The 22364-nt window shown below is 47.7% G+C and carries 25 protein-coding genes and 1 pseudogene; 6 read left to right on the forward strand and 20 right to left on the reverse strand.

The window, feature by feature from the left end; all coding sequences use genetic code 11:
• The first annotated feature begins 211 nt into the window (after nucleotides 1–211).
• Complete coding sequence (locus K529_RS05445) at nucleotides 212–1024, forward strand: Hachiman antiphage defense system protein HamA (protein WP_005624122.1); 813 nt, start codon at nucleotides 212–214, stop codon at nucleotides 1022–1024.
• The gene (locus tag K529_RS05450) at nucleotides 1017–3458 is read left to right on the forward strand and encodes a DEAD/DEAH box helicase (protein WP_005624125.1); all 2442 of its coding nucleotides are present in this window, start codon (nucleotides 1017–1019) and stop codon (nucleotides 3456–3458) included. The genes K529_RS05445 and K529_RS05450 overlap by 8 nt, the downstream gene beginning before the upstream one ends.
• A 184-nt stretch (nucleotides 3459–3642) precedes the next feature.
• Here the strand turns inward: K529_RS05450 and K529_RS05455 are convergent, their stop codons facing one another.
• Both K529_RS05455 and K529_RS05460 read right to left on the reverse strand, forming a co-directional pair.
• Nucleotides 3643–3831: a helix-turn-helix transcriptional regulator gene (locus K529_RS05455; RefSeq protein ID WP_005624128.1), complete on the reverse strand. Its 189-nt coding sequence runs from the start codon at nucleotides 3829–3831 to the stop codon at nucleotides 3643–3645.
• Between the two features lie 203 nt (nucleotides 3832–4034).
• Nucleotides 4035–4922, reverse strand: a complete 888-nt coding sequence (locus K529_RS05460; RefSeq protein WP_005624131.1) for a phage integrase N-terminal domain-containing protein — start codon at nucleotides 4920–4922, stop codon at nucleotides 4035–4037.
• 863 nt (nucleotides 4923–5785) lie between these two features.
• On the opposite strand from K529_RS05460, the gene K529_RS05465 reads away from it, so the two are divergent.
• A complete protein-coding gene (locus K529_RS05465) occupies nucleotides 5786–6175 on the forward strand; it encodes an H-NS histone family protein (RefSeq protein WP_319822653.1) in 390 nt (129 codons plus the stop codon).
• A gap of 24 nt (nucleotides 6176–6199) precedes the next feature.
• On the opposite strand, the gene K529_RS05470 is transcribed toward K529_RS05465, so the two are convergent.
• From K529_RS05470 to K529_RS05495, 6 genes are all read right to left on the reverse strand, one after another.
• Nucleotides 6200–6499, reverse strand: a complete 300-nt coding sequence (locus K529_RS05470) for a type II toxin-antitoxin system RelE/ParE family toxin (RefSeq protein WP_005624137.1) — start codon at nucleotides 6497–6499, stop codon at nucleotides 6200–6202.
• Nucleotides 6496–6741, reverse strand: coding sequence for a type II toxin-antitoxin system ParD family antitoxin (locus K529_RS05475; RefSeq protein WP_005624140.1), 246 nt, complete (start codon nucleotides 6739–6741; stop codon nucleotides 6496–6498). The genes K529_RS05470 and K529_RS05475 overlap by 4 nt, the downstream gene beginning before the upstream one ends.
• A 101-nt stretch (nucleotides 6742–6842) precedes the next feature.
• Nucleotides 6843–7058, reverse strand: coding sequence for a hypothetical protein (locus K529_RS05480; RefSeq protein WP_005624143.1), 216 nt, complete (start codon nucleotides 7056–7058; stop codon nucleotides 6843–6845).
• A gap of 84 nt (nucleotides 7059–7142) precedes the next feature.
• A complete protein-coding gene (locus tag K529_RS05485) occupies nucleotides 7143–7808 on the reverse strand; it encodes a hypothetical protein (RefSeq protein ID WP_005624147.1) in 666 nt (221 codons plus the stop codon).
• Between the two features lie 70 nt (nucleotides 7809–7878).
• Nucleotides 7879–8106: a hypothetical protein gene (locus K529_RS05490; protein WP_005624150.1), complete on the reverse strand. Its 228-nt coding sequence runs from the start codon at nucleotides 8104–8106 to the stop codon at nucleotides 7879–7881.
• A 23-nt stretch (nucleotides 8107–8129) separates the two neighbouring features.
• Nucleotides 8130–8594 carry a hypothetical protein gene (locus K529_RS05495; RefSeq protein ID WP_005624153.1) on the reverse strand — a complete coding sequence of 155 codons (465 nt, stop codon included), beginning with the start codon at nucleotides 8592–8594 and terminating at the stop codon, nucleotides 8130–8132.
• A 255-nt stretch (nucleotides 8595–8849) separates the two neighbouring features.
• Here K529_RS05495 and K529_RS05500 point away from each other — a divergent pair, with 255 nt between their 5' ends.
• Nucleotides 8850–9404, forward strand: coding sequence for a tyrosine-type recombinase/integrase (locus K529_RS05500; RefSeq protein ID WP_005624155.1), 555 nt, complete (start codon nucleotides 8850–8852; stop codon nucleotides 9402–9404).
• On the opposite strand, the gene K529_RS05505 is transcribed toward K529_RS05500, so the two are convergent.
• Nucleotides 9395–9784, reverse strand: a complete 390-nt coding sequence (locus K529_RS05505; RefSeq protein ID WP_005624158.1) for a hypothetical protein — start codon at nucleotides 9782–9784, stop codon at nucleotides 9395–9397. The genes K529_RS05500 and K529_RS05505 overlap by 10 nt on opposite strands.
• Before the next feature lie 458 nt (nucleotides 9785–10242).
• Between K529_RS05505 and K529_RS05510 the strand changes: the two genes are divergently transcribed.
• Complete coding sequence (locus K529_RS05510) at nucleotides 10243–11616, forward strand: tyrosine-type recombinase/integrase (protein WP_110590980.1); 1374 nt, start codon at nucleotides 10243–10245, stop codon at nucleotides 11614–11616.
• A 345-nt stretch (nucleotides 11617–11961) separates the two neighbouring features.
• Here the strand turns inward: K529_RS05510 and K529_RS05515 are convergent, their stop codons facing one another.
• On the reverse strand, nucleotides 11962–13797 hold the full coding sequence (locus K529_RS05515) for an ATP-dependent nuclease (RefSeq protein WP_040642562.1): 1836 nt from the start codon (nucleotides 13795–13797) through the stop codon (nucleotides 11962–11964).
• Between the two features lie 138 nt (nucleotides 13798–13935).
• On the opposite strand from K529_RS05515, the pseudogene K529_RS05520 reads away from it, so the two are divergent.
• A pseudogene (locus K529_RS05520) lies at nucleotides 13936–14277 on the forward strand (transposase); the annotation flags it as partial.
• Nucleotides 14278–14349: 72 nt separating this feature from the next.
• Here the strand turns inward: K529_RS05520 and K529_RS23440 are convergent.
• The 10 genes from K529_RS23440 to K529_RS05560 form a co-directional block, all read right to left on the reverse strand.
• Nucleotides 14350–15129, reverse strand: coding sequence for a GNAT family N-acetyltransferase (locus K529_RS23440; protein WP_131664974.1), 780 nt, complete (start codon nucleotides 15127–15129; stop codon nucleotides 14350–14352).
• The gene (locus K529_RS23445) at nucleotides 15126–15740 is read right to left on the reverse strand and encodes a hypothetical protein (RefSeq protein ID WP_081284860.1); all 615 of its coding nucleotides are present in this window, start codon (nucleotides 15738–15740) and stop codon (nucleotides 15126–15128) included. Before K529_RS23445 ends, K529_RS23440 begins: the two co-directional genes overlap by 4 nt.
• Nucleotides 15740–16207, reverse strand: a complete 468-nt coding sequence (locus K529_RS23015) for a GNAT family N-acetyltransferase (RefSeq protein ID WP_080929572.1) — start codon at nucleotides 16205–16207, stop codon at nucleotides 15740–15742. The genes K529_RS23445 and K529_RS23015 overlap by 1 nt, the downstream gene beginning before the upstream one ends.
• Nucleotides 16191–16766 carry a hypothetical protein gene (locus K529_RS05530; protein WP_131664972.1) on the reverse strand — a complete coding sequence of 192 codons (576 nt, stop codon included), beginning with the start codon at nucleotides 16764–16766 and terminating at the stop codon, nucleotides 16191–16193. Before K529_RS05530 ends, K529_RS23015 begins: the two co-directional genes overlap by 17 nt.
• A 229-nt stretch (nucleotides 16767–16995) precedes the next feature.
• Complete coding sequence (locus K529_RS05535) at nucleotides 16996–18186, reverse strand: cytochrome P450 (protein WP_131664970.1); 1191 nt, start codon at nucleotides 18184–18186, stop codon at nucleotides 16996–16998.
• Nucleotides 18155–18832, reverse strand: a complete 678-nt coding sequence (locus K529_RS05540) for a hypothetical protein (protein WP_131664968.1) — start codon at nucleotides 18830–18832, stop codon at nucleotides 18155–18157. The genes K529_RS05535 and K529_RS05540 overlap by 32 nt, the downstream gene beginning before the upstream one ends.
• A 319-nt stretch (nucleotides 18833–19151) precedes the next feature.
• The gene (locus K529_RS05545) at nucleotides 19152–20267 is read right to left on the reverse strand and encodes a tyrosine-type recombinase/integrase (protein WP_005624184.1); all 1116 of its coding nucleotides are present in this window, start codon (nucleotides 20265–20267) and stop codon (nucleotides 19152–19154) included.
• A 273-nt stretch (nucleotides 20268–20540) separates the two neighbouring features.
• A complete protein-coding gene (locus K529_RS05550; RefSeq protein WP_080929570.1) occupies nucleotides 20541–21017 on the reverse strand; it encodes a tyrosine-type recombinase/integrase in 477 nt (158 codons plus the stop codon).
• Nucleotides 20965–21243 (reverse strand): plasmid mobilization protein, encoded by a 279-nt coding sequence (locus tag K529_RS23450; protein ID WP_046002192.1) that lies wholly within the window; start codon nucleotides 21241–21243, stop codon nucleotides 20965–20967. The genes K529_RS05550 and K529_RS23450 overlap by 53 nt, the downstream gene beginning before the upstream one ends.
• Before the next feature lie 258 nt (nucleotides 21244–21501).
• Nucleotides 21502–22218, reverse strand: coding sequence for a hypothetical protein (locus K529_RS05560; protein WP_227512277.1), 717 nt, complete (start codon nucleotides 22216–22218; stop codon nucleotides 21502–21504).
• Between the last annotated feature and the right edge of the window lie 146 nt (nucleotides 22219–22364).

Raw genomic sequence — 22364 nt, forward strand, 5'->3', positions numbered from 1 at the left:
CTGAAAACACAGAAATCCCCTCCAATAAGATTTAAGAAAGAAAAAATCAACTTTTCCGCGCAAGAAAAATAATTTAGAGTCAAACACTAGACATCGAACCCAAAGACAAAAACAGGACGGATAAAAAGTGAAATCGAAAGAGCAGATCATTTCTTGGAGCTTATCCGTTTTCTGGACCACCAAGCCGTCATATCCTTGAAGACTAATTTTAATGGAGAAATGTGCATTGCAAGGGGTTGAATTCAAAAAAGGCGAAACTGGCTCCCTTTGTTTCGCAGTGCGCGAGATATCAGAAGATCTGAAAATCGAAATTCGAAGCCGACTTTCTGAAATTTGCAATGGCGCAGCAAAGGCTTCTAGAAACACAACTCTGTATTCATACCAACGAACTTTATCTGCCTTCTTCCAAAAGTTCGATACAAAGTCTTCTGACACCCAGAAAGGAATGATTGGAGAGTTACTTACTCACGTTCTGCTTTTACACTATGAAAGTGACTTTCGATCTGCATCGACCTTTTTCAACTTAGAAGAAGACTCCATTAAAAAGGGATTTGATTTGGTATTACATCACGATACCACAGGTCAAATCTGGTTTGTTGAAGTCAAGGCTGGAGATTGTGGAGGAAAAACTAGCATTCAAAAACTCGGCGATTTACTTTCTCTTGCCAAAAATGGTTTGAAAACTGCCCTAAACAGCAAGCGCTTTACACTTTGGCAAAATGCGGTTCACGGGGCCACTGTTGTAATTCAAGATAGAAGCCTAAAAGAGCAAATCGAAAACCTGCTGGAAGGTTATAACGAAAAAGCTCTGGAAGGAGAATCTACTAGCACAGACTATAATGCAGCTTTAGTCGCCGTCAGTTATTTAGGAAATCAAGAATTTGCAACTCCGGAAGAGTTCGACAGGAGACACAACGCACAGAAGGAAATGAATGAGTTTCACGACCTAATTTCCATTGCATTTCAAAAAGACACTTTCCAAAGTGTTGTGGAATTTCTAAGAGGCGAGATAAAAGATGTCTAAGGCTCCGCTCAGAACGCTCCGAAATTCTGAATTCTTCTCGCTCTACAAAACCCTTTTGACACAAGGTGAACTAAGCGTCTCTCAAGCTGAAACACTGCTTACAGCTGCGGTTGTTTTTCTGAATCATGAGAACCGCCATATTAACGCTTTAGGATACCGTATAGTCGTCATGTACGCAAATATGACTGGCGACTATATCCCTCTGTACGACGTTGCAATAGGTAAAGGTTTTATGCCTATCGTAAACAATATCCAGGAGACCCTGATGGAAGGTGACGATGGAGGGCATTTCTTCCCTGAGTACTTCTCGTCCCTCTTGAATCTATATAAGGTTGACGATGCTGTTTTTACCGAGACACAATTGGACCTGGGTAATTTTTTTAATGAGCACAAACAGGATGATGTCACAGTTACAGCGCCAACCTCATACGGAAAGTCTGAACTTATTTCAGGATTTTGCAATCAAAATCCACAAAGTAAAATTTGCGTCCTAGTTCCCACAAAAGCTTTGTTGGCGCAAACCAAACAACGGCTTTTGAAGAAGTTGAGCGTGGACGACAATAGAGCAATTATTACACATGCCGAAATGTTTCAAGGTGGCGATCAAAAATTCATTGCCGTCTTAACACAAGAAAGACTGCTCAGATTCTTCATTAAGCATCCACAAGTTGATTTCGATGTTATCTTCGTTGACGAGGCTCACAACTTGCTTGGGCAAGACCCTCGGGCGTTGTTACTTGCGAAGGTAATTATTTTGCAGAAGCAAAGGAATCCTGACGCGCGTGTTAAGTATCTAACACCGTTCCTCGTAGATGAAAAAAATTTGCAACTCCGGTACACAGAAATAGAACCAGCTGACTACAAAGTTGGGGAAAGTCTAAAAACAGAGCGCTACTATATTGTCGACTGTCGAGAGGGTGATGCAGTACACCTTTACGACCAGTACTTTGACAAATTTGTGAAATGTGGCGAAGACATCTTCCATGACGAACTTAAATTTATTTCCCACTTTTCTTCCAGCAAGAACATTATCTTCTTCAATCTACCCAAGAAAATTGAGAAATTTCTTCGTTCCTTCTTGCCAATAAATAAGGATATTGAAAGCGATCGCATTGACCGCGTTTGCAAGAGCATTTCAGACTTCTTGCATAGTGATTATTTGTTGGTTGAAGGGCTTCGCAAGGGCGTACTTTATCACCACGGTTCCGTTCCAGACATTGTAAAACTCTACATTGAGAGAGCTTACACCGAAATCCCTGAAATTAAACACATCGTTTGCAATTCAACGTTACTCGAGGGCGTGAATATCCCGGCAGAGAAAATGTTTATCCTAGAAAACAAAAAGGGTCCAAGCAATCTAACAAAGTCACAGTTTCGAAACCTTGTGGGTCGTGTTTGTCGGTTTAGTGAAATCTTTGATCAAGACGCCGCAAATATGAAGATGCTTGAACCTGAAATATACTTGATCGGTACCAGTGAATATTTGGGCTCGCAGGCAAATTTGCGAAAATTTATAAAGACCGTGGCGCAAGTGGATTTAAAAATTCAGGATGAGGTTGAAAATGTGCTTCTGGAAGAATCCGTTATCGAACAAGATGATGAAGACCGAAAAAGAGAGGCCGACGAGTTTCTTGAGAATGTTTTGCCGGGCACAACAGGGCTGGAAGTATCTCATGCTACCACTCCCGCAGGCCGAGCGTGCTTCCTGAACAATATTTCTGAAGTTGATGTGCTCATCCACGAATCCCAGATCCAAGAAAAACTTGAGGTGCTCGACGCCCGACTAGAGACTTCCAACGAAGTGCTGGCCATGATCGCCGATGCTTTCATCCCATTTTTGAAAGACGGAAGCGCTTTCGATATCCTCCGCCGCCTGAAAGAAAAAAATGCCCAAACCTTCTATGCAATGCTTATAGATTGGAAAATAAGGGGAGCCTCATATGCTGAAATGATCCAAAATTTTTTACGATACTGGGAGGAAATCGATAGTGATGAAGTCTTTGTTGGGAAGTGGGGCGAGTTTGCCAGAGAAGGTTCTTTTCGACCTAGCTGGGTAAACATCAGTGAAAAATCACACTCCGAACAAGTAATCCTAGCCATTGTTCGAATCAAGGAAGAGCAAGATTTCGTAGATAATCACCTACTCAAATATGTCGAACTTTTCAATGATCTGGAAATGGTAGATGCGGACCTGTATTTAAAGATAAAGTATGGCACTACCAATAACGCGAAAATTCGGTTAATGAACTTGGGGGTAAACTCGTCCCTTGCAGGGAAACTTATTGATGACTATGTGGACTTTGTGAACATACAGCCAGACAACGGTTCCATTGACCTTCTACCAGAATTAATTGACCGGATGCGAGAAAATGGAGAAAACGAAATTTTGATCTTTGAGGCCGGACTACATCTCGGGTTAACTCACAGCTTTTAATTTCCAGTTTGGATCTTGAGGCCTTTTTCTGACTGATAATTTCCACCAAAAGATAGAATAATGGAAAGTTTACCGTGGAAGACCGATTCTCAGACATCAATAGTGGAAATTCGTTATTACTCTTTGGCTCAATTGGAAAGAGGACTGACCTCTCGGCCAGCCCTCCCGCTCTCGCCAAGGAGAGTCATTGGCGTTGATCACGTGCGTCGATGCGACTTTGAAGCCAGTCCTGAACCTCATTTTCAACCCATCCAACCCGGTTGTGGCCTAGCTTTACCCTCTTGGGGAATTTACCTGCCGCTTCCAGACGCGCGATGTGTTGCGGTGAGTACAGAACCAATTCAGTCACCTGCCGTTTGCTCAACATCTTCATCACAATACTCCTCTTGTTGAGGAGCATCGCGATGCCCCAAGGAAAGCCCCAGGGTGGTTCTTTGATACGAGATTCAATCTATGGAGGATAGCCCTTTCATCGGATCAGCTTGCTGAGCAGTAGGACCAGCCCGTGCATGACAGCGTGTGCGGCCATCGCAAGCAGCCAGATGAGTTGTCCCAGGATGATAAACAGACTCACGATCATAGAGCTGTCCCTCCCTGAAGCAAGCGGCCTAAATACACGTCGGTGATCTCGATGCGATTGTGGCCGAGCTCCTTGGAGATCCGCTGACGCGCCTGGCGGTCCAGTTCGTATTGCTCATCGCTCATCAAGGAGCGCTCAGGGCCACCATTGATGGGGCATTTCATGCCTGTAAGCTTTTCATACCGAGCTTGCGCGTACTTATGGCGCAGACCATGCGCGCGGGCGATGCCTGCCTTGTGCACCTGACGCTCATAAATTCGCATGTGCTGGGCATAGCTGCGCTCTTCCGGGATCAGACTGCCATCCATGGCAACCTGGCTCACCGCAGCCAGCACAACCCGCTGATGCTGGGACACAATCGGCACCGTGCGCGGACGCCCACCCTTGGTCCAGCTTCCCTTGAGTTTCAGGCAGTCCTTCCTGATGGCCTCTTTGGGAATAAACTTCATTGCTTCTTCCCGACGCAACCCAAATGCTGCTTGCAGCATGACTGCGGCCTGCACATACCGGTCTGTCAAAGCGTTTAATTGATCCGGGTGCAGCGTGAACGCGATGTTCTGTTTTTCCCTGCGATCATCGTTCAACTCATAGCTGGCGTTGTCTTTGTCCAAGATCGAAATTTTGTCCACCTTCTGTGCCCACCATCGAAGCCAGCTCATGCGGTTTCGGATGGTGGCTTTGGTGAGCCCGCTGTCCCGCCAGTGATCAACCAGGACATTGACATGCTTTGGTTTGATCGAGCGGGCTGTCTTTAGGGAATAGCCCAGATGTTTGAGCTCTGACGCCATGGCAGTCAGCCCTCGTTGACGGTTCTTTTGAGTGCCAAAACTGCCATCACGATTACGCTTGGTGAGACGCACCAAGTCCATAGTGAGATTATCCATCTCCTTTTCTTTCTGTTGTTTAAATGTTGGTTAGTGTTGATGGCCAACCGGCAGCCCGCAGGCTGTTCGGTCCGCAGTACGGGAATTGGCCCAGACAAAGAAACGCCCTTGGCGCTTGTGTCTGTTGCCCCAATGGGCAGAAATACGCCCGGAGGCGGGATTTCAGGGTATGTGCTGCGATCCGCAGCGGGTCCGGCTTGATGCCGTAGAGCCGTGATTAGACCGCTCATGGCGGTTTGAGATGATCAGTGATCATGCAGTGTCTCCTTGTAAAATGGTTAAGATGGTTCGGGAAAGGAGCCGAAAGGGCTTCCTTATCCGCGAAGACCGTCATTGTATCTGGAAGCAGATATTTCTTCGATGAAATGATCAAAAATGATGGGAGACTGTTCAGGTCTCAGGCCGTCATTTGTCCGTCATTTGTCATTTTCTCTCAGAAGTGGCGGTGAGGGAGGCAAACCGAGCGCCGTCACTCCCGCGTTGCTTGGAGTGACGGCGCAGCCGTACATGGCCGTTGGCCATCGGGGGATACCCCCGCCGAGGCGTTGCCTCTCCCCCAGTGCTGCCAGGCAGCACGCGCAAACAAGTTGCGCCATCTTTGATGGTGTACTCAGGGGGCTTTGCCCCTCGCGCGGGCAATGGGTAAAGGCTACGCCCGCGTCAGAGATTATTTTCCCCTGACATTCAATTCTCAGAATTGAACGTCATTCCTCGCGGATCAAAATAATCCCCGCCGCGCCCTTGTCCTTGCTACCCCCGCGTTCGCCACATGGCAGGGTTCCAAGATGATCTTGAAACCCGTGTCCATCATAGAGGGGGCACACTCGATGTTTTATTGAAACATGCTAGATTGACCTCATGGCTTGAATCATTTCAAGCTGGACAAAGTACATTATTATCGGCACACCCCGTTCAATCCTACACATAGTGAAAGACAGGTAATGACTGATCTCAACAATATGTCTCTTGAAGAACTAAAGGCTCTTGAAAAAGAGGTTGGCGCAGCCATCAAAACCTTTGAGGCCCGCAAACTCGCAGAAGCCCGTGACGTTCTGACCGCAAAAGCGAAAGAACTAGGCGTCAGCATTGACGAGGTGTTTGGCGTGAAGTCGGGGAAGGTTAAAACTCCTGTTGCCCCCAAATATCGCCACCCGGAAAACCCCTCTCTCACATGGAGCGGTCGAGGCCGTCAGCCTGATTGGTTTAAAGAGGCCATTGAGGCGGGCGCAGATAAGAGTGATCTTCTGATCTAATTGGCGTTGCTGTGCCGACGTTCCTTATCGAGAGAATAGGACGTCAATATCCCGCGCCCCATGTAAAATACGTGCAATAATTACTTCATCTCTCTCGATGACATAAAAGATGACGTGCGCCTTATAGGGAAAGCTGCGGATACTGGCAGCCAGTTCTGACCGTGTACGCCCTGCTTGAGGGTTCTCAGCCAGAACGTCAAAGGTATGATGAAGATCTCCATGGTATTGGCGCGCTTGCGGGCGTCCCCATGTCGTAAGGCCATGCAGGAATATGCCAATCAGGTCTTCTTCCGCTTCTGGGGTCAGCGCATAGCGTTGACTCATGTATCGGATCGCTGCTGTAGCGCTTTTTCTTCGATCTCATCTTGTGAGATTTTGCGATAGTCGCCCCGCTCTATGGAGGAGAGACCTTTGTGCACTTCTGCGCGGAGCTGTTCCAGTTTCAGGAAACTCTCTTCCTGACGGCGCAACGCATCGCGCATGACCTCGCTGGCGTTATTGAATACGCCGCTCTTAACCTGCTGAGAAACATAGTCTTCCCAGCGTTTTCCAAGAGAAAAATTCATTTTGTACCTCCTTCACTTCATTATGAAGGATGCCATAAATAACAACAAACAGCAACTATTACTATTTTGACAGGGCGGCGCTCCTGCACCGCCCTGTGAGATCACTTGTTATCCCCGTCGGACAGCTTCACGATCCCGAAGATGGCCATGATCGCTGCGATGATGAGCAAGGTGTAAAACGCCCCCTCTGTGAGCAGCGGTCGGTCAGAACGCAGCGCTGCATCCGTAAAACCAGACGGCGGGCGCATCGGATAAACAATACCCACAAGGATCACAGCACCGATGAGGAGTGTAATACCCCAAGATTTCTTGGTCATATGTTGGGTTCCTTTTGTATTTCGTTGTTCAGTGGTGTCATTGCGCACGTCGGCAATGAGTTCATGAGAGATTTCGCGCGAAGCTCAGGTCTCGTCACTGACCGTGAATGAGTAACCCCATTTTTCTTTGAGGTACTTTTGGACAATACGCGTACATTTAATCAGCGTGTTTTTATCTGAGAAATACATCCCATCTATATCTGCAAGACCGGCGACAATCAATCGGCCAACCTCAGTAGAGATGAGGCTTAAGGTCTCAGATGAGGTAGAGAAAATTCCCACCATGAGGTTGTAATCGCCGTCATCAAATTGCGACAGCGTGAGCACAGTGTCTGCACGCGATAGCTTTTCATGAACCGGCGGTTTATAGCTACCGTAAGGCTTTGCTACCGTCCAATTGATAGAAAAAAGATACAGCATGATGCGAGATGCAATTTGTGATGGAACCTTGCCCGCTTCTAACTCTGCGTAGATCTCTGCATAAATTGGTGCGAGTGCATGCTGTCCAGCGTCTCCGCCTTCTGTAAAAGTCGCCTTGATAATGCGATCTGCTGCATCGTCATTAAGGACATTGACGGCATTGAAGTAGATGACATTTGCAAGGATGATCCGCGCAGTCCAATCGCTGCTAATCTCTGATAAAGTGCCGAGTTTCTTTGTACCCACAAAAACGGGACTATCTTCACTGATCATCCAACGGTCAAGAGCGCTGGTTTTGTTGAGGCCGCATTGGGTGAATGTTGCTTGCACGGTGATGTTCCTTTTGGAATCAAAAGTGCCCCGGCACTCCGGGGCACGGTGAGGGAGATGGACGGATTTTTTACCAGAAGCTCTTTTTGCTGCTGGGCTTGCCGACAAACAGCGCGTCCACGTCATCTTCGGCATTGTCGGACATGATCTGCTGAGCCGTGCTGAGGCCATGCCCCATGCCACCGCTGCGATAGGTGTTGATGGCAGACATGCTGTCACTACTTGATCCCAGCTTATCAAAAGCGGAATACGGTTTGTCTTTGTTGCCAAAGAGATCGTCGTCATCGAAGATACCCATGAGAGGCTCCTTCCAGGGTTGGATTACTGCGGGGAGTAGACTTTGAGCGTGCCATCAGACATGCCAACCGTACAGGAGTTGGCGGTGAGGCGAGGGTAGCGCCCTTGCGGGCTGCGCAGCACCGCGTCACGAACTTTACCCGTGCAGCTTGTTGTGGCGATGGATTGGTAGCCTTTTTGCCCCAAGCACTGCGCGAAGGCGCGTTTGCGTTGCAAAAGGTTTTGATCCTGAATATCGGTCTGTCCACCGGCCCAATGACCGCCCCGATAGTAGCAGTTGCCGTTTTTGCAGTGCTGGACCGGCGGCACCCAATAGCGCGGCGTGTAGTTGGCTTTATTGGCCACGGGGAACTGCTGTGTTGCACGGCGTTCGCAGATAGAGATGTCACTGCGCCGTTGTTGTGGGGTAATCCCTGCTTTGTATTGATATTCGGTCGTCATGCAGCCTGACGCTAGCAAGAGGCTCAGGATCAAACCCGTTTTGCGCATCGTGTCGCTCCTGTAAGATCGAACAGAATTGCCCAAACTGTTCAGTCAGCGGCAAACCCATGATTTTACGATTGAATAACGCGATAGGTTTCATGTAGGATTCCATCAGACGTTGCAGCGGTGGCGTCCATGTCTTTGACATCAAAGACAGATTTTCTTCACCGAACAGAATGGGCAATTCTGTTCAGATGAAGAAAGAAGACTAACCTCAATGAAAGATTGGATTTTGTACGGTCTGGCACCGGAGGATATTTTATGATCTCCTCCCCGTCATTGTTGACCTCAACCGGTCACCGGAAATATCTCAACGCCTCTGAGCGACGCCGGTTTATCGCTACAGCCAAACGGCGTCGTTCTTCTGAAAGCCTCTTGTGCCTGATGCTCTTGTGGAGTGGCGGGCGCTTGTCAGAGATCCTTTCCCTGCGTCGGGATCACATCTCTCTGGAAGAGGGGGTGGTGGTGTTTCGCACTCTCAAGAAACGTGGTCAGATTTGTCATCGACATGTACCGCTGCCCCGTTCTGTTGTCGTCATGGTGACGGAAGCGGATGACCCTCTGTTTCCATGGGGGCGTACACAAGCATGGAGTATTGTGAAAGCCGTCATGGCGGATGCAAAGATCATAGGCCCACAAGCAACCCCACGCGGCTTGCGCCATAGCTTTGCGGTTCATGCTGTCTCGAAAGGTGTCCCTCTGCACTTGATTCAGCGCTGGCTCGGTCATGCCCGCTTGGAAACCACCGCGATCTATAGTCAAGCGCTAGGGCCGGAAGAACGGCAGATAGCGCGCAGAATGTGGCTTCAGAACTGAGATTGCTCCCAGGCATTGGCAATATCCTCAAAGCACCATTCGCGGAACCCACCCGAGGTGAGGGACTTGCGGTTGATGCAGTCATTGAGGCCACTCTTTACCTTGAACTGCTGAAACCAGGACTGTGATCGAGGCTTTCCGCGCGTGTTTGTCTTGATGCTCCGAATATGCAACCCGTTGGCCCAGTGCTCCCGTGGATTGGCAACTGATTGACGATCTGCAAGAAATCTTCGCAGTTTGCGGATCACGACTTCGTTCGGATCAGTGCTCAGTTCTGATTTAAAACTATCGATGACCTCCTGAGCCGCTTGTTTGGCTGTTTCTGTCAGCATGTGTTGGAGTTCGTGCTCCATAAATATCATAGCGGGTTGTCCACTCATCTATATATCCTTTATCTCAATTAACGAAAAAGGGCGCCACCCGGCGCCCCAAAATAAAAAAAGCCGCATAGCTGCGACGTTGAAAATATATAACCACATTTGCCCCATTTCGTCAAGAATTTTTGATCATTTGATTCCTGTGATGTTTAATGCATTGATTGGAGCGTATTAAAAATCATGAGAAATATTTTGTACATGGATTGTACATGGTAGGGTTGATAGTTAGTGAGAGATGTCTAACTTGTTGAAATTTATGGTGGTCAGAGGCGGGCTCGAACCGCCGACACAAGGATTTTCAAAAAACAATATGTAGATGCCTGTTGTTTGTGCTATAGTTGATTTTCGTTTGTGATTATGGGTTTTTGGTAATTTTTTTAAAACCTACACATTGCAAAATGTCTATATGTTGTGTTTGAATGTCTACATGGGTTGTACATCAATAATATGTTAGAAGGATATTGGCGAAATTATATTTAACTGAGGCTCTGGTCAAGTCGGCGACTTGTCCGATTGGGAAATCCCAGGAAATTATCTGTGACTGTGCGCGAGGCGTTGACGGAAAGTTGCGCAATGGTTCAGTCAAAGGGCTAGGATTAAGAGTTACGCAGCACGGCGCGAAATCTTTTATTCATACCTACAGATTTAACGGGAAATCACGCCGGGAGGTAATCGGAACAAATGATAATATGAATGTGGCATCAGCGCGGATGGTCGTACAGCAACGCAACCATGAGATTGACCAAGGCGTTGACCCCAATACTATCAAATCTGTCGACCATCGAAAAAAGCATGGAGAAACTTTAGGTGAGATCATTGACGCTTATGTTGATCAACATCTGAGCAAGCGAAGTAAGTCTCACCGTGCTGAATTTGGTCGCCTGATCGCACCTTGGATCCGAGAAGAGCCAAAGAACCCGAACAGGGGCGGTAAGCGTCAAACCCGCCTGACCATCGGCCAAGCCTTTCGTGAGACGATTGCCGAAGAGATAACTCCGCGCCATATTGGCCCATACTTGCAGCGCATTCCCTCTGATAGTGTCGCCAACAGCGCCTTGCGCCAACTCCGGGCATTGTTCAACTGGGCGATCCGCATGCAGATCGTGGATATGCGCAACCCCTGCGGACCCTTTGAAATGCGCAAGATCATCAAGCAAAGGCGAGACTATACGCCAGAGCAAGTCAGGCTGATCGCGCAACGCGTATTTAACCCACCGATGAAGGCTGCAATCAGTTTGGAGGGGCTGGAAGGCGAGAAGAAGCGACTAGCTGCGCTACAGGCTGGTCATGCTGGCCGGGAACACGATCAGCTCTTGGAGCTTTGCAATTTCATGGGAATACTCTTCTTAACCATGGCACGGCCCACCGAGGTGAAACATGCCCGATATGAACATTTTGATTTGGATAGGCTGATCTGGCACAAACACAACACGAAGGGGATTAAACTATCCAGAACAACCTATGAATATGCTTTTAGGTCAGTTCCGATCCATCCAAAGGTCGGAGAGCTGGTGCAACAACAACGGCTTCGCTGGCCGGACAGCGGCTTTGTTTTTCCAAACCACACCGATCTCACACAGCCCCGCGACAATTTTGCCCGGGCAATCAAGAAGTTTAAGGGCCTAGAAGGCATTCCGGCGCATTTCCAGTTATATGATATCAAGCGGATGGCGATCTCATTGATGATCACTGGTCAAGGAGTAAGACGAGAAGACGTGTCGCACTATGTTGATCACAGAGGGAATATTGATACCACAATGATTTACGACCTTGGGTTTGTTGACCCTTTGCGCCCTGTCACTCATAAGCTGGGAGAATTGTTAGGTGTGGATTAGTAGAACTGTTGTTTTGCTCATGGGCAGGATTTAATCGTGAGGCGGCATAATGTTGCGCAAGATCGCCGGTTTTGGTAGTAAAAAATGCAGGTTACTTTGGTGCGCCAGTAAGGTGGCACGCCCAGAGACAATATAAGTGTTTAAGTAATTGAATCGATGATGATCGCAATTGCAAGCTGAACGAAGAATGCACGTGCAGGGTTTGAGCTGGCACGGATAAATTCGTTCAAGAGGGTAAGAGCAAGCCATGCTATGATTTTGCTGTTATCTTTTTATTCGACTCAGCATATTTTTAGTTTGTTTATTTGCAGAACGACAGTGAATGATCGGGAAATGGAAGCCAAATTAACTTGGCAAACCAAGCGCCTTAGGAATGAAGTCGTTGATGTTTTCACCTTCTTCCATATAGATGGGAAATGCATCTATCTCGAGTACGCTGCTTTCTAAATCTATGATGAGATGATTATCTTTTACGGACATTTTGAAAAGGTCCGCTTTATCCCCTAATATTCTTTTTACTTGCGATTGAATTTTTCTCGCGTCTTTTTCTGTCTTAAAGTGTTCTAGAGCTACGGAAGCAATAGATAATAGATAATCTCGAACTAATTCAGCTTCATTGATCGCCGGTGCTTGTGAGGCTGCATGGATACAACGCACTACATCTGAGTAGTTGTCACTGACATTCGGTAAATTATCAAAGCAATTTACTTCATTGACTGCGGCTAAGGGCTTTCCGATAGCTAAAGCGTCATGATCCTTAAGGTAGTACTCTTCAATTGATCCTCGTCTTAGTATAAAGCATCCAAATCTCTCGAGTAAATCTAATGCGATTGTGAGGCGTTCCTTTATGGAGCTCCAGCCCTCGGGTAGTTTGTCGTTTAGGAATAGGGCGGAGAAGGCTGAACGTTGTTTCGCTAATCTCCCTGAGTCTTTGTCTTTCCTGGTTTTCCAGTAAAGAGTCGTTTCAGCAAGAATTGAAATTTGGTCCCAAGATGTATCAACTAAACTTAGAAAATCACTCCTGATGGCGTTGCAGAATTTGACAGCAGAAGGTGAGCCCAAATTACTATTAACGTAACTATCCGCTTCGGGGGCTGCGAGAAAAGTGTTTGAAAGGTCGGGAGTGTCAACAAATGCATCTGCATCAGCTAACACAATTGGGGTTTTTCCCATTAGTCGCAAGAGTTTAACCACGGTTGGAAACTCCCCTTTGCCAATAACAGGCAATATTTGAGATCCTCCCGCTTCAATGTGGAGGTCTAGTTTATTTGCTAAACCTCCGCAAATTATAGTGTCAGATGGTCCTTCAACTAGTAGTGGTGATTTTGAGAAAAGTGCAAGTTTATGTTCTTGCCCCATTCTGATCACTAGTTCTTGCAGCTTTTGATTTTTTAATGTCGGTTCTTTAGGCGAGATTTGCCTTGGTTCTTCTCCTAGCTCTTGGCAAAAGATAAAGTTAGGAATATCTAGAGTGGTGTTTAGGTCAATGAACTCAGTGGAGTGCGTGCTGATGATGATGAGCTTTTTGAAGTTTCCGTTTTCGGGTATGCCTGACACATGTTTTATTTCTCTTAGTAAAAAAGCTTGAAGTTGTGGGTGTAAAGAAACTTCAGGTTCGTCAATTAAAAGTGCGCCAACGGCGTCATCATAAAGTGCTGCCAGAAGGCCGACTAAGTGTATTAGCCCAGAGGCTTCACGAGCAGATGAATAGCTATGGTCATATTCTTCGTGCTGAAACTCAACTTTCAGTTGTCCGGAGTCCCAAAATATTGAAATGTCTCTTTTGAAAAGCTTTCTGAGGCGTTCGCTTACCTTAATAAGAATGTCTGGCCTTGCAGCTAAAGTGTGAAAGTCTCCATTCAATGTTTCAAAGTTCATGCGCAGTTGTGAATCTCGTTTCCCTCCATAAGATGCGTTCTCATAATTAGGTGAAGCGCCCCGTTGCCCATCAAAATCTGAGCGATACTGTTCCATGAGACCCATACGCCCAGCGGATAAAAAGCGAACGTATTTTCCTGACGTATGAGATTTGAGCTCCAATTTCAAAGATCTCATAAGGTGTGTTTTTCCGGATCCATTTGGCCCAACAAGTACTGTTAGAGGGCTGTTTAAATTAACGGTTCTATCTATATTTCCATTTGCTGAAGGCACTGACAAATTAAGATGTATGGGAAATTTCATCGTTATATTCTCATATTGTTTTATTATAAAAGATTACGCTTTTGTTTGGAGTAGTTCAAGGTGGATTGTGGCCTAGGGTCAGGACCTATTGATTTCGGGCTGATCGCGTGTTTCACGGTTCGAAAACGAGCGGTGAACATTTCGGACCTTTTCTGGTTGAGCGAAGCCCAGATGGCGCGTCTTGAGCGATTTTTCCCAAAGTCCCATGGCAAGCCCAGTGTCGATGATCGACGGGTTTTGAGCGGGATTATCTTTATCAATCGGAATGGCTCGCGATGGCGGTACTCACCTGAGGAGTACGGCCCGCACAAGACCTTGTACAATCAAGACCTTGTACAATGATGGAGCGACAAAGGCATCTTCGCCCGGATGATGGCCGGTCTGGCGGCTGACCAAGGCGGACAGAAGACCGTGATGATTGATGCGATCTACCTAAAAGCCCACCGTTCAGCGACCAGCATGGGCGTGAAAAAAGGGGGCTAGACCAATAAAAAATGATACTGGTCTCGAAAGTCAAAAAACAGCCGCGTCTACAAGAGCGAATCTACCACACTAGATTGAAATCAAACCAGGCTTTTCAACACTGACATATCCAATTGAAGAGTAAAGGCGTTCAACATGATTTCCAATTACGCATTGTAAAAAAATATCGCCCGCCCCCTCATTCAAAGCGGATTGACTTAGCGCAAGGGAAACTTGTCTACCGTATCCGCGATTTTGCCTGGAAGCGATTGATCCAACGCTGTATAAGCCTGCAAAGCTACCTGCCCGATAGACTGAGCCGCACGTAACCGGCTCCCCCTCAACATAGCCAACAGCGTGGCTAACAGATGTCCCTGCTTTCAGTGTTGATCGCTTCAGAGTAGGAACATAAAAATTTCTGAAGCGATCATTTAGTTTATTGTCCTCAAATAGATTTTCCAATACATAACAGTAATCATCTGGTGGAACCGCTTCCTTTGAAAATCTCACTTCCAGTTCGCCCAATATAGGTGTTTCTAGCAACGTATCACGAGAGCAAATCATCCATTGCTCTCTTGCCACCGAGCATTTATCTCCTAAAGCGAGCATCACGTGCTTCAACTCACTTTCACGTACAAAAAAAGCTGGCTGCCGGTGTCTGCAGGCAGCTTGATCCTTAATGAAGTTTAAATGTGAAGAATTACTGGGATCCGCTAATACCGAGTGGTTCCAAGACAGGGATGGAATATCTTCGGAGTAAAAATAGCTAGAACCATTAGGCCCAAGCACCTTACCTGAATAATACCCCGAAAGTTGCATCTCAAAATGTGCAGCTACATGTTGATCGGTAAGTTTTGGTTCAGTATTCACTTCATGTTTTCCCTAATAAACTCCGCGCATTTTAGCACAGTTTCATCCAGTCGTCCGTAAGTTTGTTGGACATGTAGCAAGGGGATTCTCTCGAGACGAGCATGCGCTTCGGCTGCTTGACGCATCGAATCCTGTGAAGCAAAAGCCTGCGACAAAAGAATATCGTCACCTTGCTGAGACCTAGAGTTTACCATTTTTGCCCAATCTTCATACTCAGCCGAAAGGAAGATGATCATGCTTGCATTTGGGAGATACTTTGAATCCAGCTCAAGAATTCTCATAAGAACTGAAAAATATGGATCATTCTTGGGGATTATCCAATTAGATGATTGATGGCTTACGTAACCAATCATTATTTTGTGATAGTACGCATCACAAATTGACAGCCCACATTTCCCATACTTCGAAGCCCGTCTTATCAAATCTACTTGATAGCAGCGAAACCACTCCAAAACATCGAATGAAAAATCAACAAAACCGTCTTCTATAAAGGCTGGCCAATCCTTTCGATCAGGTTCACAAAATGCTTTTGCATCAAGGTCTAGGGAGAGTCGCCGCACGACACTTGTTTTACCGACTCCCGCCAATCCAAGTACCGCAACAAACGACATCAAACATCCCCAACCAACGCTCGAAAAGTTGGCCCTATGAATTCAAACCCCTGTCTAACATAGAGTGTATTTGGTGCACTGGAATGGTCTGGTACTCCCGTCGAAAGCGTCAGTCGATCAATGTTTCGAATTCGACATATGCTTTTAGCATACTCAATCATCAATCTCCCTATTCCCCGGTTGCGTTCATCAGGAACCACATAAAGATCCGACAACTCAAGATATCCTCCTCCTGAAATCAAAGCCTCTCGCTCGGCAATTGCCATGAATCCGAGAATCCTTGACGATGACCTAGAGACAGCTACATATACATTCCCATTTCGCTTGGTTAGCGTATTAATCGCCACTTCAAAATCCTGGATGCTGAGCTTGGTGACACGCCCCGGTGCGACTTCATTTGAGAATTCAACGCACAGCAACGCTAAGGTATGGATTTCCCCTGCGTCTGCTTTACGAACATAAATCATGATTTGCCTCCACTATCATCTTGAAATGCAGGCCGTAAGAAACTGGCCAGAAATTCAATCCGAAAATCTGAAACAAATATAATTTCCTTACCTCACACAATTTCCAACCTCGATCTTCAAAGAAACGACGCATCTCTGAGGGAGATCTCAATTGAATGAAAATACCATCAAACCAAGTTTCCCAAAAAATGCTCGGAAACGGTTCAATAATCAACAGATCTTCGCCGGAACTTGCAATCGAACCACCATTTACTGTTAGGAACTTATCCAACGAATCCAGGTAACAGAGAAAATTAACCGACAAAAAGGAAGATGTACCAGCTCCTGAACGACCTACCTCATCAATTTTTTGCTCTACACAACCCTCTAAAAACTCAATACGTGTATCTTGCGCTGAGAGCTGCCACTGAAGCTTCGAAATGTATAGATCGATCCCAATATATCTCTTTACATTTCCTAACGTAGAATCGAGAAGTGTAGTTATCTTCCCCTGACCACACCCCATTTCAACTAGTCGATCAAGTTCTAAGCCTCCAAGCGTGTCCGAGACAAAACTCATCACGAAGCTGCCATACCAGTTCGTCGAAGAGTCAACTATGTCCACAGCGGATTCGTTGTACCTTTGCTTGGAATAGTATCTCTTTATCGTCTTCGCGGCCTCGCTGTCTTTTCCTCTTGTTACCTTTACAATAACTCCGAAAAATCTAGAAAAAACTCCATCAAGAACTGGCTTCAGCACACTTTTGAGGCTTTGCTGAGGCTTTACAATTACGCTAGAAGTTCGTGGCTCACTGGACATTAAGTTCAAGGCTCTCAAATGAATCAATCCATGGATCTTTAGCTGGCGTCGACGATCTTAGTGTAAGAAGTCTTTTTGTTCCAAGTACTTGGGAGACGGTGGCCGTTATTACTTGTGATGCCAATACCGACCCGATGCACCTATGCACCCCGCGACCAAATGACAAATGTCGACAACCACGAACTTGAAACTGAATGCTTTCTGGATTTTCATATACTCGATCATCCAAATTTGCAGATGCATTCCATATAATCAAGTAGCTTCCTTTCTCTACTTGAATACCTCCTATTTCACAGTCTCTAGATGCGACTCGATGACTGCCTCGAAAGACAGGTCTTATACGAATACACTCTTCGGAGATCTGTCTTGACCAAGTTCCCAGGTCGGTTTGTAAAATCTTCTGCCGTTTGATGCTCTGGCTTGCTAAAACTTCTAGAGAATTGACTATCTGTCCCGAAAGTGTATGTCCACTCGCAAAGATCAACGATTTCAGCAAGGCTCTAGACGATCTTCTGTCCTCAAGCACCTTCTCGACACTTGCAATCATTTCTTCGATCTGTTTTGGCGGATCGGAAATTACCCGGTCGAGAAACACATCAAGTTCCAGATGCATCTCACGGACAAATTTCTCTTGAGCGTCAACCCTTTCCCCTTCAAACTCAAGAAATTCAATTCCCACACCAGCTCCAAACCTAGCATACCAAGACTTCAGAAACTCTAACTCGACAGGGCGAAATCCAAAAATTAATACAATTACTTCAGTTGAAATTCTCTCTGCCAGCGCCACGCCATCAAAATATGTCTTATTCAGCTCGATATCTAAGAACCCAAACCCTCTCTTCACTATTTTGGAAACGCTTGCTGTCCTGTGATTAAACCAAGGAGTAATCGCTCTTCGATACGCTGTATGCACAGGAGGATCATCCTGAATCATAATCGCTGCGTCACCAAGTAATAGCTGCTCAAAAAGTGAGATATTACTCGACCATTGACCATAGTCCTGAAGTGCCTGAGCGCAGTCTGCGTACCTAAACATATGAATAATTCTTTTGCCTTGCCGCTCCTCCTTGAAGACAGGTTGGCAGTCTCGCATATGCCGAAAAAGCTCCCGCGCATTATTCGGGAACATCGGATCTAGAGGGTTAAACTTATTCGACAAAACCAGCAGAAATCCATCCAAAATTGACAACGATCCAAGATATAAGCCAGATTGAGCACACAACTGAATTCCAAGCCGGGTGCTCAGGTGCCATCAGCGTGACTAATCCAATCAAAAATTGTATTACTATAACATGCGATAGTTTCTTTTCGTACGCTTCGGAATTTTCAATGCCCACTGTTTGGTAAAATTCACTATTCCAAAACTTGCAAATAAACAAATATAGCGCCGAAAGCAGAATTAAAGCTCCCAACGTCATCGATGTCGTGCCTTTCGGGATTCCGCTCTTAACTTTAGATAGAAGCGTTGAAGGATCGAACGCAGAGAGGCCAGCACCAACGGCAAAAATAATCACATTATTCATTGAGAAAAAAATAAAAATCACAAGAAGATCTGCGGCAAACAATTTCGATGAATATGTGTTACCCATTTTGTCAAGTTCTTGTCGGGCAAATCTGACCGCGTTCCATCCTAACATGATATTTGCAACCATCATCACTGAGGCAACAGCTACAACGAATAGGAAAGCCCATGTTGTTGGCGAAATTGAAGTGCCGACAATTACTCCAGAGACTAGAGAGAGTGGAATAACAAAAAAAAGACTGGCTACAAAAATACCAATCTGCCCTAGAAGAAGTAGGAATGCGTTAGGAACTGTTTCTGACATTTATGCAACCTACCAAATCTCGCTCAGAGATCGCCATTTCTGGCCACTAAACATTTGAATGTTAAGGTTTATTTCTCACACCTTCCTCCACTAAGCAAGCAATGCAACTACCCGTATGTGTGTCATTATTTCGAATTCAGGTAAGACTTGCAATAAGTTTTCACCGCGGCTCGCCTCCATTGAACTCAGCTACCAGTGTTCCGCCCACCGTTTAGCCAGTGACCACCACTAGTACGAGTAGAATTCAGGCTTTCATTCCTATCTCTTTCTTTGCGGCCTTACCGTAGGAAGCTGCACAGTTCGGCCAGAAGCTATCAAGCTACTGCCCAGCTGTACTCATCAAGCTATCATCGAAACTGTTAGAAGCTTGCCTCATTTCGTTTGAATATGAATGTCGATTATAAACTGCTGCAACCCCGCTGATGGTCCCCGTTACATGGTTCAGGAGCTTTTCGGTGACGTGGATCGGTGTACCGATCTGGGCATGAACGGTTGCAAAGGTACGGCGTAAATCGTGAAGGGTGTAAGGAGCAACATTTTCTAACCCTTCATCAAATCTGGCCTTGTGCCAAGCCCATGTTGAGAAAGGCTTTTCTGGATCGGTAGCCGCAGGGAATAGTAAGTCTCCAGTATCCGGCAGACTAGAGATCACCTCTTGAGCCAAAGGCGACAAGGGGATGCGGTGTTCTCGCTTGTTCTTGGCAAAGCCTTCAGGGAACGTCACTTCGTCCCTATTGATCCAGGATCGGCGCAGAAGCCCGATCTCAGTGCGTCTCTGACCGGTTAGGATCAAGAGCTGTACAATCGGCCCAAATGGAAAGGGGGTCTCTAAGGCACGCAGATACACTTGTTTAAGCTCATCTTCACTCAACACGCGATCTCGTGCCTTCATCGTCTGCTTCATCGGCGGCACGACTGAGTGCTCAATGAGGCCATGCCGCACACACCAGTTCATCATAGTGCGGATTGCCACATAGGCATGAGACTGCTCTGATGGTGTGCCCGACAAGCTGGACACTATCTCCATCACTTGCTTGCGCGTGACATCCTGAACATCCTCTTTGAAATTAAAATGCCGGTTCAGAAGGCGCGTATAGTCAGCGACGGTGCGCGGCTTGTTACGTTTCTCGCAATCGCTGAGGAAGCGTGTCTTGGCGTCTTCAAACGGCATGGTTTGCCGGGATGGCGTGTCCTCTTCAATTTCCACCTCAACGAAGAAGCGCTTGGCCTGCGCACGAGCATCAGACAGTGACAGGCTTGGGTAACGGCCCAACGTCTTGAGGCGGCGTTTTTCCCCGTACATGACCACGAAAGACTTGCTCTTTGTTGAGCACCGCAAGCCAAATCCTGGCATGACTTCATCCCAGTGGGTCACTTGTCCCTTCTCGGGAAGGGATAGCTTCTTGATCGCCATGTCGGTCAGTCGCAGCTTCATTTCAGTCTCTTTTTAGTCTCATAGATCGAGAGTGTAAGGAGGTGTTGCTATGTTCAGCAGTAGTCACAATACACCTTATTTTCAAGGCAAAAGCAAGAATCTCGCTATACTATGTTCACCTATGAAACTCATATTTCTCGGATTGCAAATCCGTGTACACCGGTTCGATTCCGGTACTCGCCTCCAATAAAATCAATAGGTTATGGCTTTTTCTACTCATAGGGTATCACCCCGGGTATCAGTTTCTCGTTCTGTGCTTGTTCTGTTCGCATGTCACTTGCGCTTTGCTGCGGCCTGACGCGCCCGCATGATTTGCCGCGCTTCGCCTGCATATTTGATGATCATCGCTTTGGATGTGTGGCCGCTGAAGCTGGCAATTTCGTCGTCGGTACAGCCAGCCCAAGCCAGTTCCATCACCCCCCGATAGCGTAACGCGTGTTGATCAAAGGCCATTAACCCCAGCCGCTTGCGCTCTTGTACCATTACCCGAGCCATCGCGTGATAATCCATCGCGGAACCATTAGCACGCGTCAGGATGTGTCGCGATGGATGGGGCACAAACCTCAGCTCGGCCTTCGCCCTGTCAAGTGCTGCTCTCAACGCCTCAGTACAAGGCAAAAGCAAAGACTTGCCGGTTTTGTTCTGGCGCAACTTCAGAGTTTCGCCATCATAATCACCCCACTGGAAGTCCACCCAATCACTGGGTCGCTGCACACTGCCCACCGCGATCTCGAAAATCAGCAGGGGCAAGGCAGCGGGCGACCTTCATGGTGTCGAGGTCTGTGCGTCCGACCTTCATGGCGTGGTTCAGCCAGCGGGCGATCTGGTTGAGGTTGCCGCCGATGCGTCCGATGGCCAGCACCAGCGCCGGATCGACGCGGGGGACGGGCTTGCGGCGGCGGGCCTCGGAGAGGCCAAGCGCCTCGCGCAGGAGCGTCGAGGCAGGTAAGCCTGCGGCCTCGGCCTTGGCGCGCAACTCGGCCTTCTCGGCCGCCGTGCAACGGAAGACGAAGGTCTCCGTCAGCCGCTCTGTGGCGCGGGCTTTGCCCGCGCCGGTGGGGGTTCGAAGGGGAGGCTTGCCGCCCCTCGCAAGGTCCCGTGTCAGCAGCGCCAGCGTATGACATGGGTCGCCTTGCTGTTCGCGCTTCGGTGGAATCGAGGGCGCTCATGATCTGAGGCCTGCCGCTTGAATTTGCGCCTGTGTCACCAGCTTAGCGGCCAGCAACGCGTCGACCTAGCCCGGGGTGATGTGGCGACAGAGCGTATGGCGCTCCGTCACCCAGTCTGCCAGGCCTGCCAGCAACTCGGCCTGTTTCGCCTTCACCGCTTCACGGCTCTTGGCGATGTCCTCGATATAGGCCCGCCATCGTCCGGCCCTGAACCAGTTGTCAGAGAAATAGACCTTCGACCGGGTGAAGCCCGCGCTCTCGGTAGCGTAGGCCTTCACGGCTTGTAACAGGTCCTCGACCTCCGTCCCATCGTCCAAGGCCTCCCTGATCCGTCCGAGACAGTCCGCCTTCCCCCGCACTCGGTCCGGAGGATAGGCCATCAACACCTTTTCAGCTTCTTCATCCGCCACCGCCACGCACTTGCGCGTAGGAGGTTTCTGGATGGTTTTAGGGTGGTTTGGGGGCCGCTGTGGCCCCGGTACCCCGGTCACTATGGCCCCCGTTCCGGGACCAGTCTGGACGGGGGCCACTGTGGCCCCTGTCTCGATTTCGGGGTCAGCGGTCAGTTCCAGTGCCCCGACCTTCCCCAGGTCGATCCGGTAGACGACAGTATAACCATTCTTGCAGCCGCGTGCGCCGGTCTCAATTAGAATGCCCTCTTTCAGGAACTCCCGCATCGTCCGCTTGACTGTGCTCTCCCCGAGCTCTGTGTGCCGCTGGATCGTCCCCTTCGAGCACCAAATGCCCGACCCGTCATCGCTTGCCTTATCGGCAAGGAACATAATGACCTGCTTGCGTGAAGCGCTCCCGAACTTCCGTCTTGCGCACGCGTTCGCCACCCGCCAACTCATAGATCGACTTTCGGGGAGGTCTGAGCGCAATTTGTGAAGGTATCAGGTTCTCTTGTAGTTCGGCATTTGTCTTGATA

The organism is Tritonibacter mobilis F1926 (genome assembly GCF_000376545.2).
In the GTDB taxonomy this organism is placed as follows: domain Bacteria; phylum Pseudomonadota; class Alphaproteobacteria; order Rhodobacterales; family Rhodobacteraceae; genus Epibacterium; species Epibacterium mobile.

What these genes read in the sequence shown, in the direction of transcription:
- K529_RS23015 (WP_080929572.1), bottom strand. Translation starts at nt 16,207, where the DNA reads ATGATTTATGTTCGTAAAGCAGACGCAGGGGAAATCCATACCTTAGCG.
- K529_RS05455 (WP_005624128.1), bottom strand. Translation starts at nt 3,831, where the DNA reads ATGAAGATGTTGAGCAAACGGCAGGTGACTGAATTGGTTCTGTACTCA.
- K529_RS23445 (WP_081284860.1), bottom strand. Translation starts at nt 15,740, where the DNA reads ATGTCGTTTGTTGCGGTACTTGGATTGGCGGGAGTCGGTAAAACAAGT.
- K529_RS05475 (WP_005624140.1), bottom strand. Translation starts at nt 6,741, where the DNA reads ATGAATTTTTCTCTTGGAAAACGCTGGGAAGACTATGTTTCTCAGCAG.
- K529_RS05480 (WP_005624143.1), bottom strand. Translation starts at nt 7,058, where the DNA reads ATGACCAAGAAATCTTGGGGTATTACACTCCTCATCGGTGCTGTGATC.
- K529_RS05530 (WP_131664972.1), bottom strand. Translation starts at nt 16,766, where the DNA reads ATGAGTTTTGTCTCGGACACGCTTGGAGGCTTAGAACTTGATCGACTA.
- K529_RS05505 (WP_005624158.1), bottom strand. Translation starts at nt 9,784, where the DNA reads ATGAGTGGACAACCCGCTATGATATTTATGGAGCACGAACTCCAACAC.
- K529_RS05490 (WP_005624150.1), bottom strand. Translation starts at nt 8,106, where the DNA reads ATGGGTATCTTCGATGACGACGATCTCTTTGGCAACAAAGACAAACCG.
- K529_RS05445 (WP_005624122.1), top strand. Translation starts at nt 212, where the DNA reads ATGGAGAAATGTGCATTGCAAGGGGTTGAATTCAAAAAAGGCGAAACT.
- K529_RS05470 (WP_005624137.1), bottom strand. Translation starts at nt 6,499, where the DNA reads ATGAGTCAACGCTATGCGCTGACCCCAGAAGCGGAAGAAGACCTGATT.
- K529_RS05515 (WP_040642562.1), bottom strand. Translation starts at nt 13,797, where the DNA reads ATGAAATTTCCCATACATCTTAATTTGTCAGTGCCTTCAGCAAATGGA.
- K529_RS05500 (WP_005624155.1), top strand. Translation starts at nt 8,850, where the DNA reads ATGATCTCCTCCCCGTCATTGTTGACCTCAACCGGTCACCGGAAATAT.
- K529_RS05460 (WP_005624131.1), bottom strand. Translation starts at nt 4,922, where the DNA reads ATGGATAATCTCACTATGGACTTGGTGCGTCTCACCAAGCGTAATCGT.
- K529_RS05495 (WP_005624153.1), bottom strand. Translation starts at nt 8,594, where the DNA reads ATGCGCAAAACGGGTTTGATCCTGAGCCTCTTGCTAGCGTCAGGCTGC.
- K529_RS05560 (WP_227512277.1), bottom strand. Translation starts at nt 22,218, where the DNA reads ATGTTCCTTGCCGATAAGGCAAGCGATGACGGGTCGGGCATTTGGTGC.
- K529_RS05450 (WP_005624125.1), top strand. Translation starts at nt 1,017, where the DNA reads ATGTCTAAGGCTCCGCTCAGAACGCTCCGAAATTCTGAATTCTTCTCG.
- K529_RS05540 (WP_131664968.1), bottom strand. Translation starts at nt 18,832, where the DNA reads ATGTCAGAAACAGTTCCTAACGCATTCCTACTTCTTCTAGGGCAGATT.
- K529_RS05545 (WP_005624184.1), bottom strand. Translation starts at nt 20,267, where the DNA reads ATGAAGCTGCGACTGACCGACATGGCGATCAAGAAGCTATCCCTTCCC.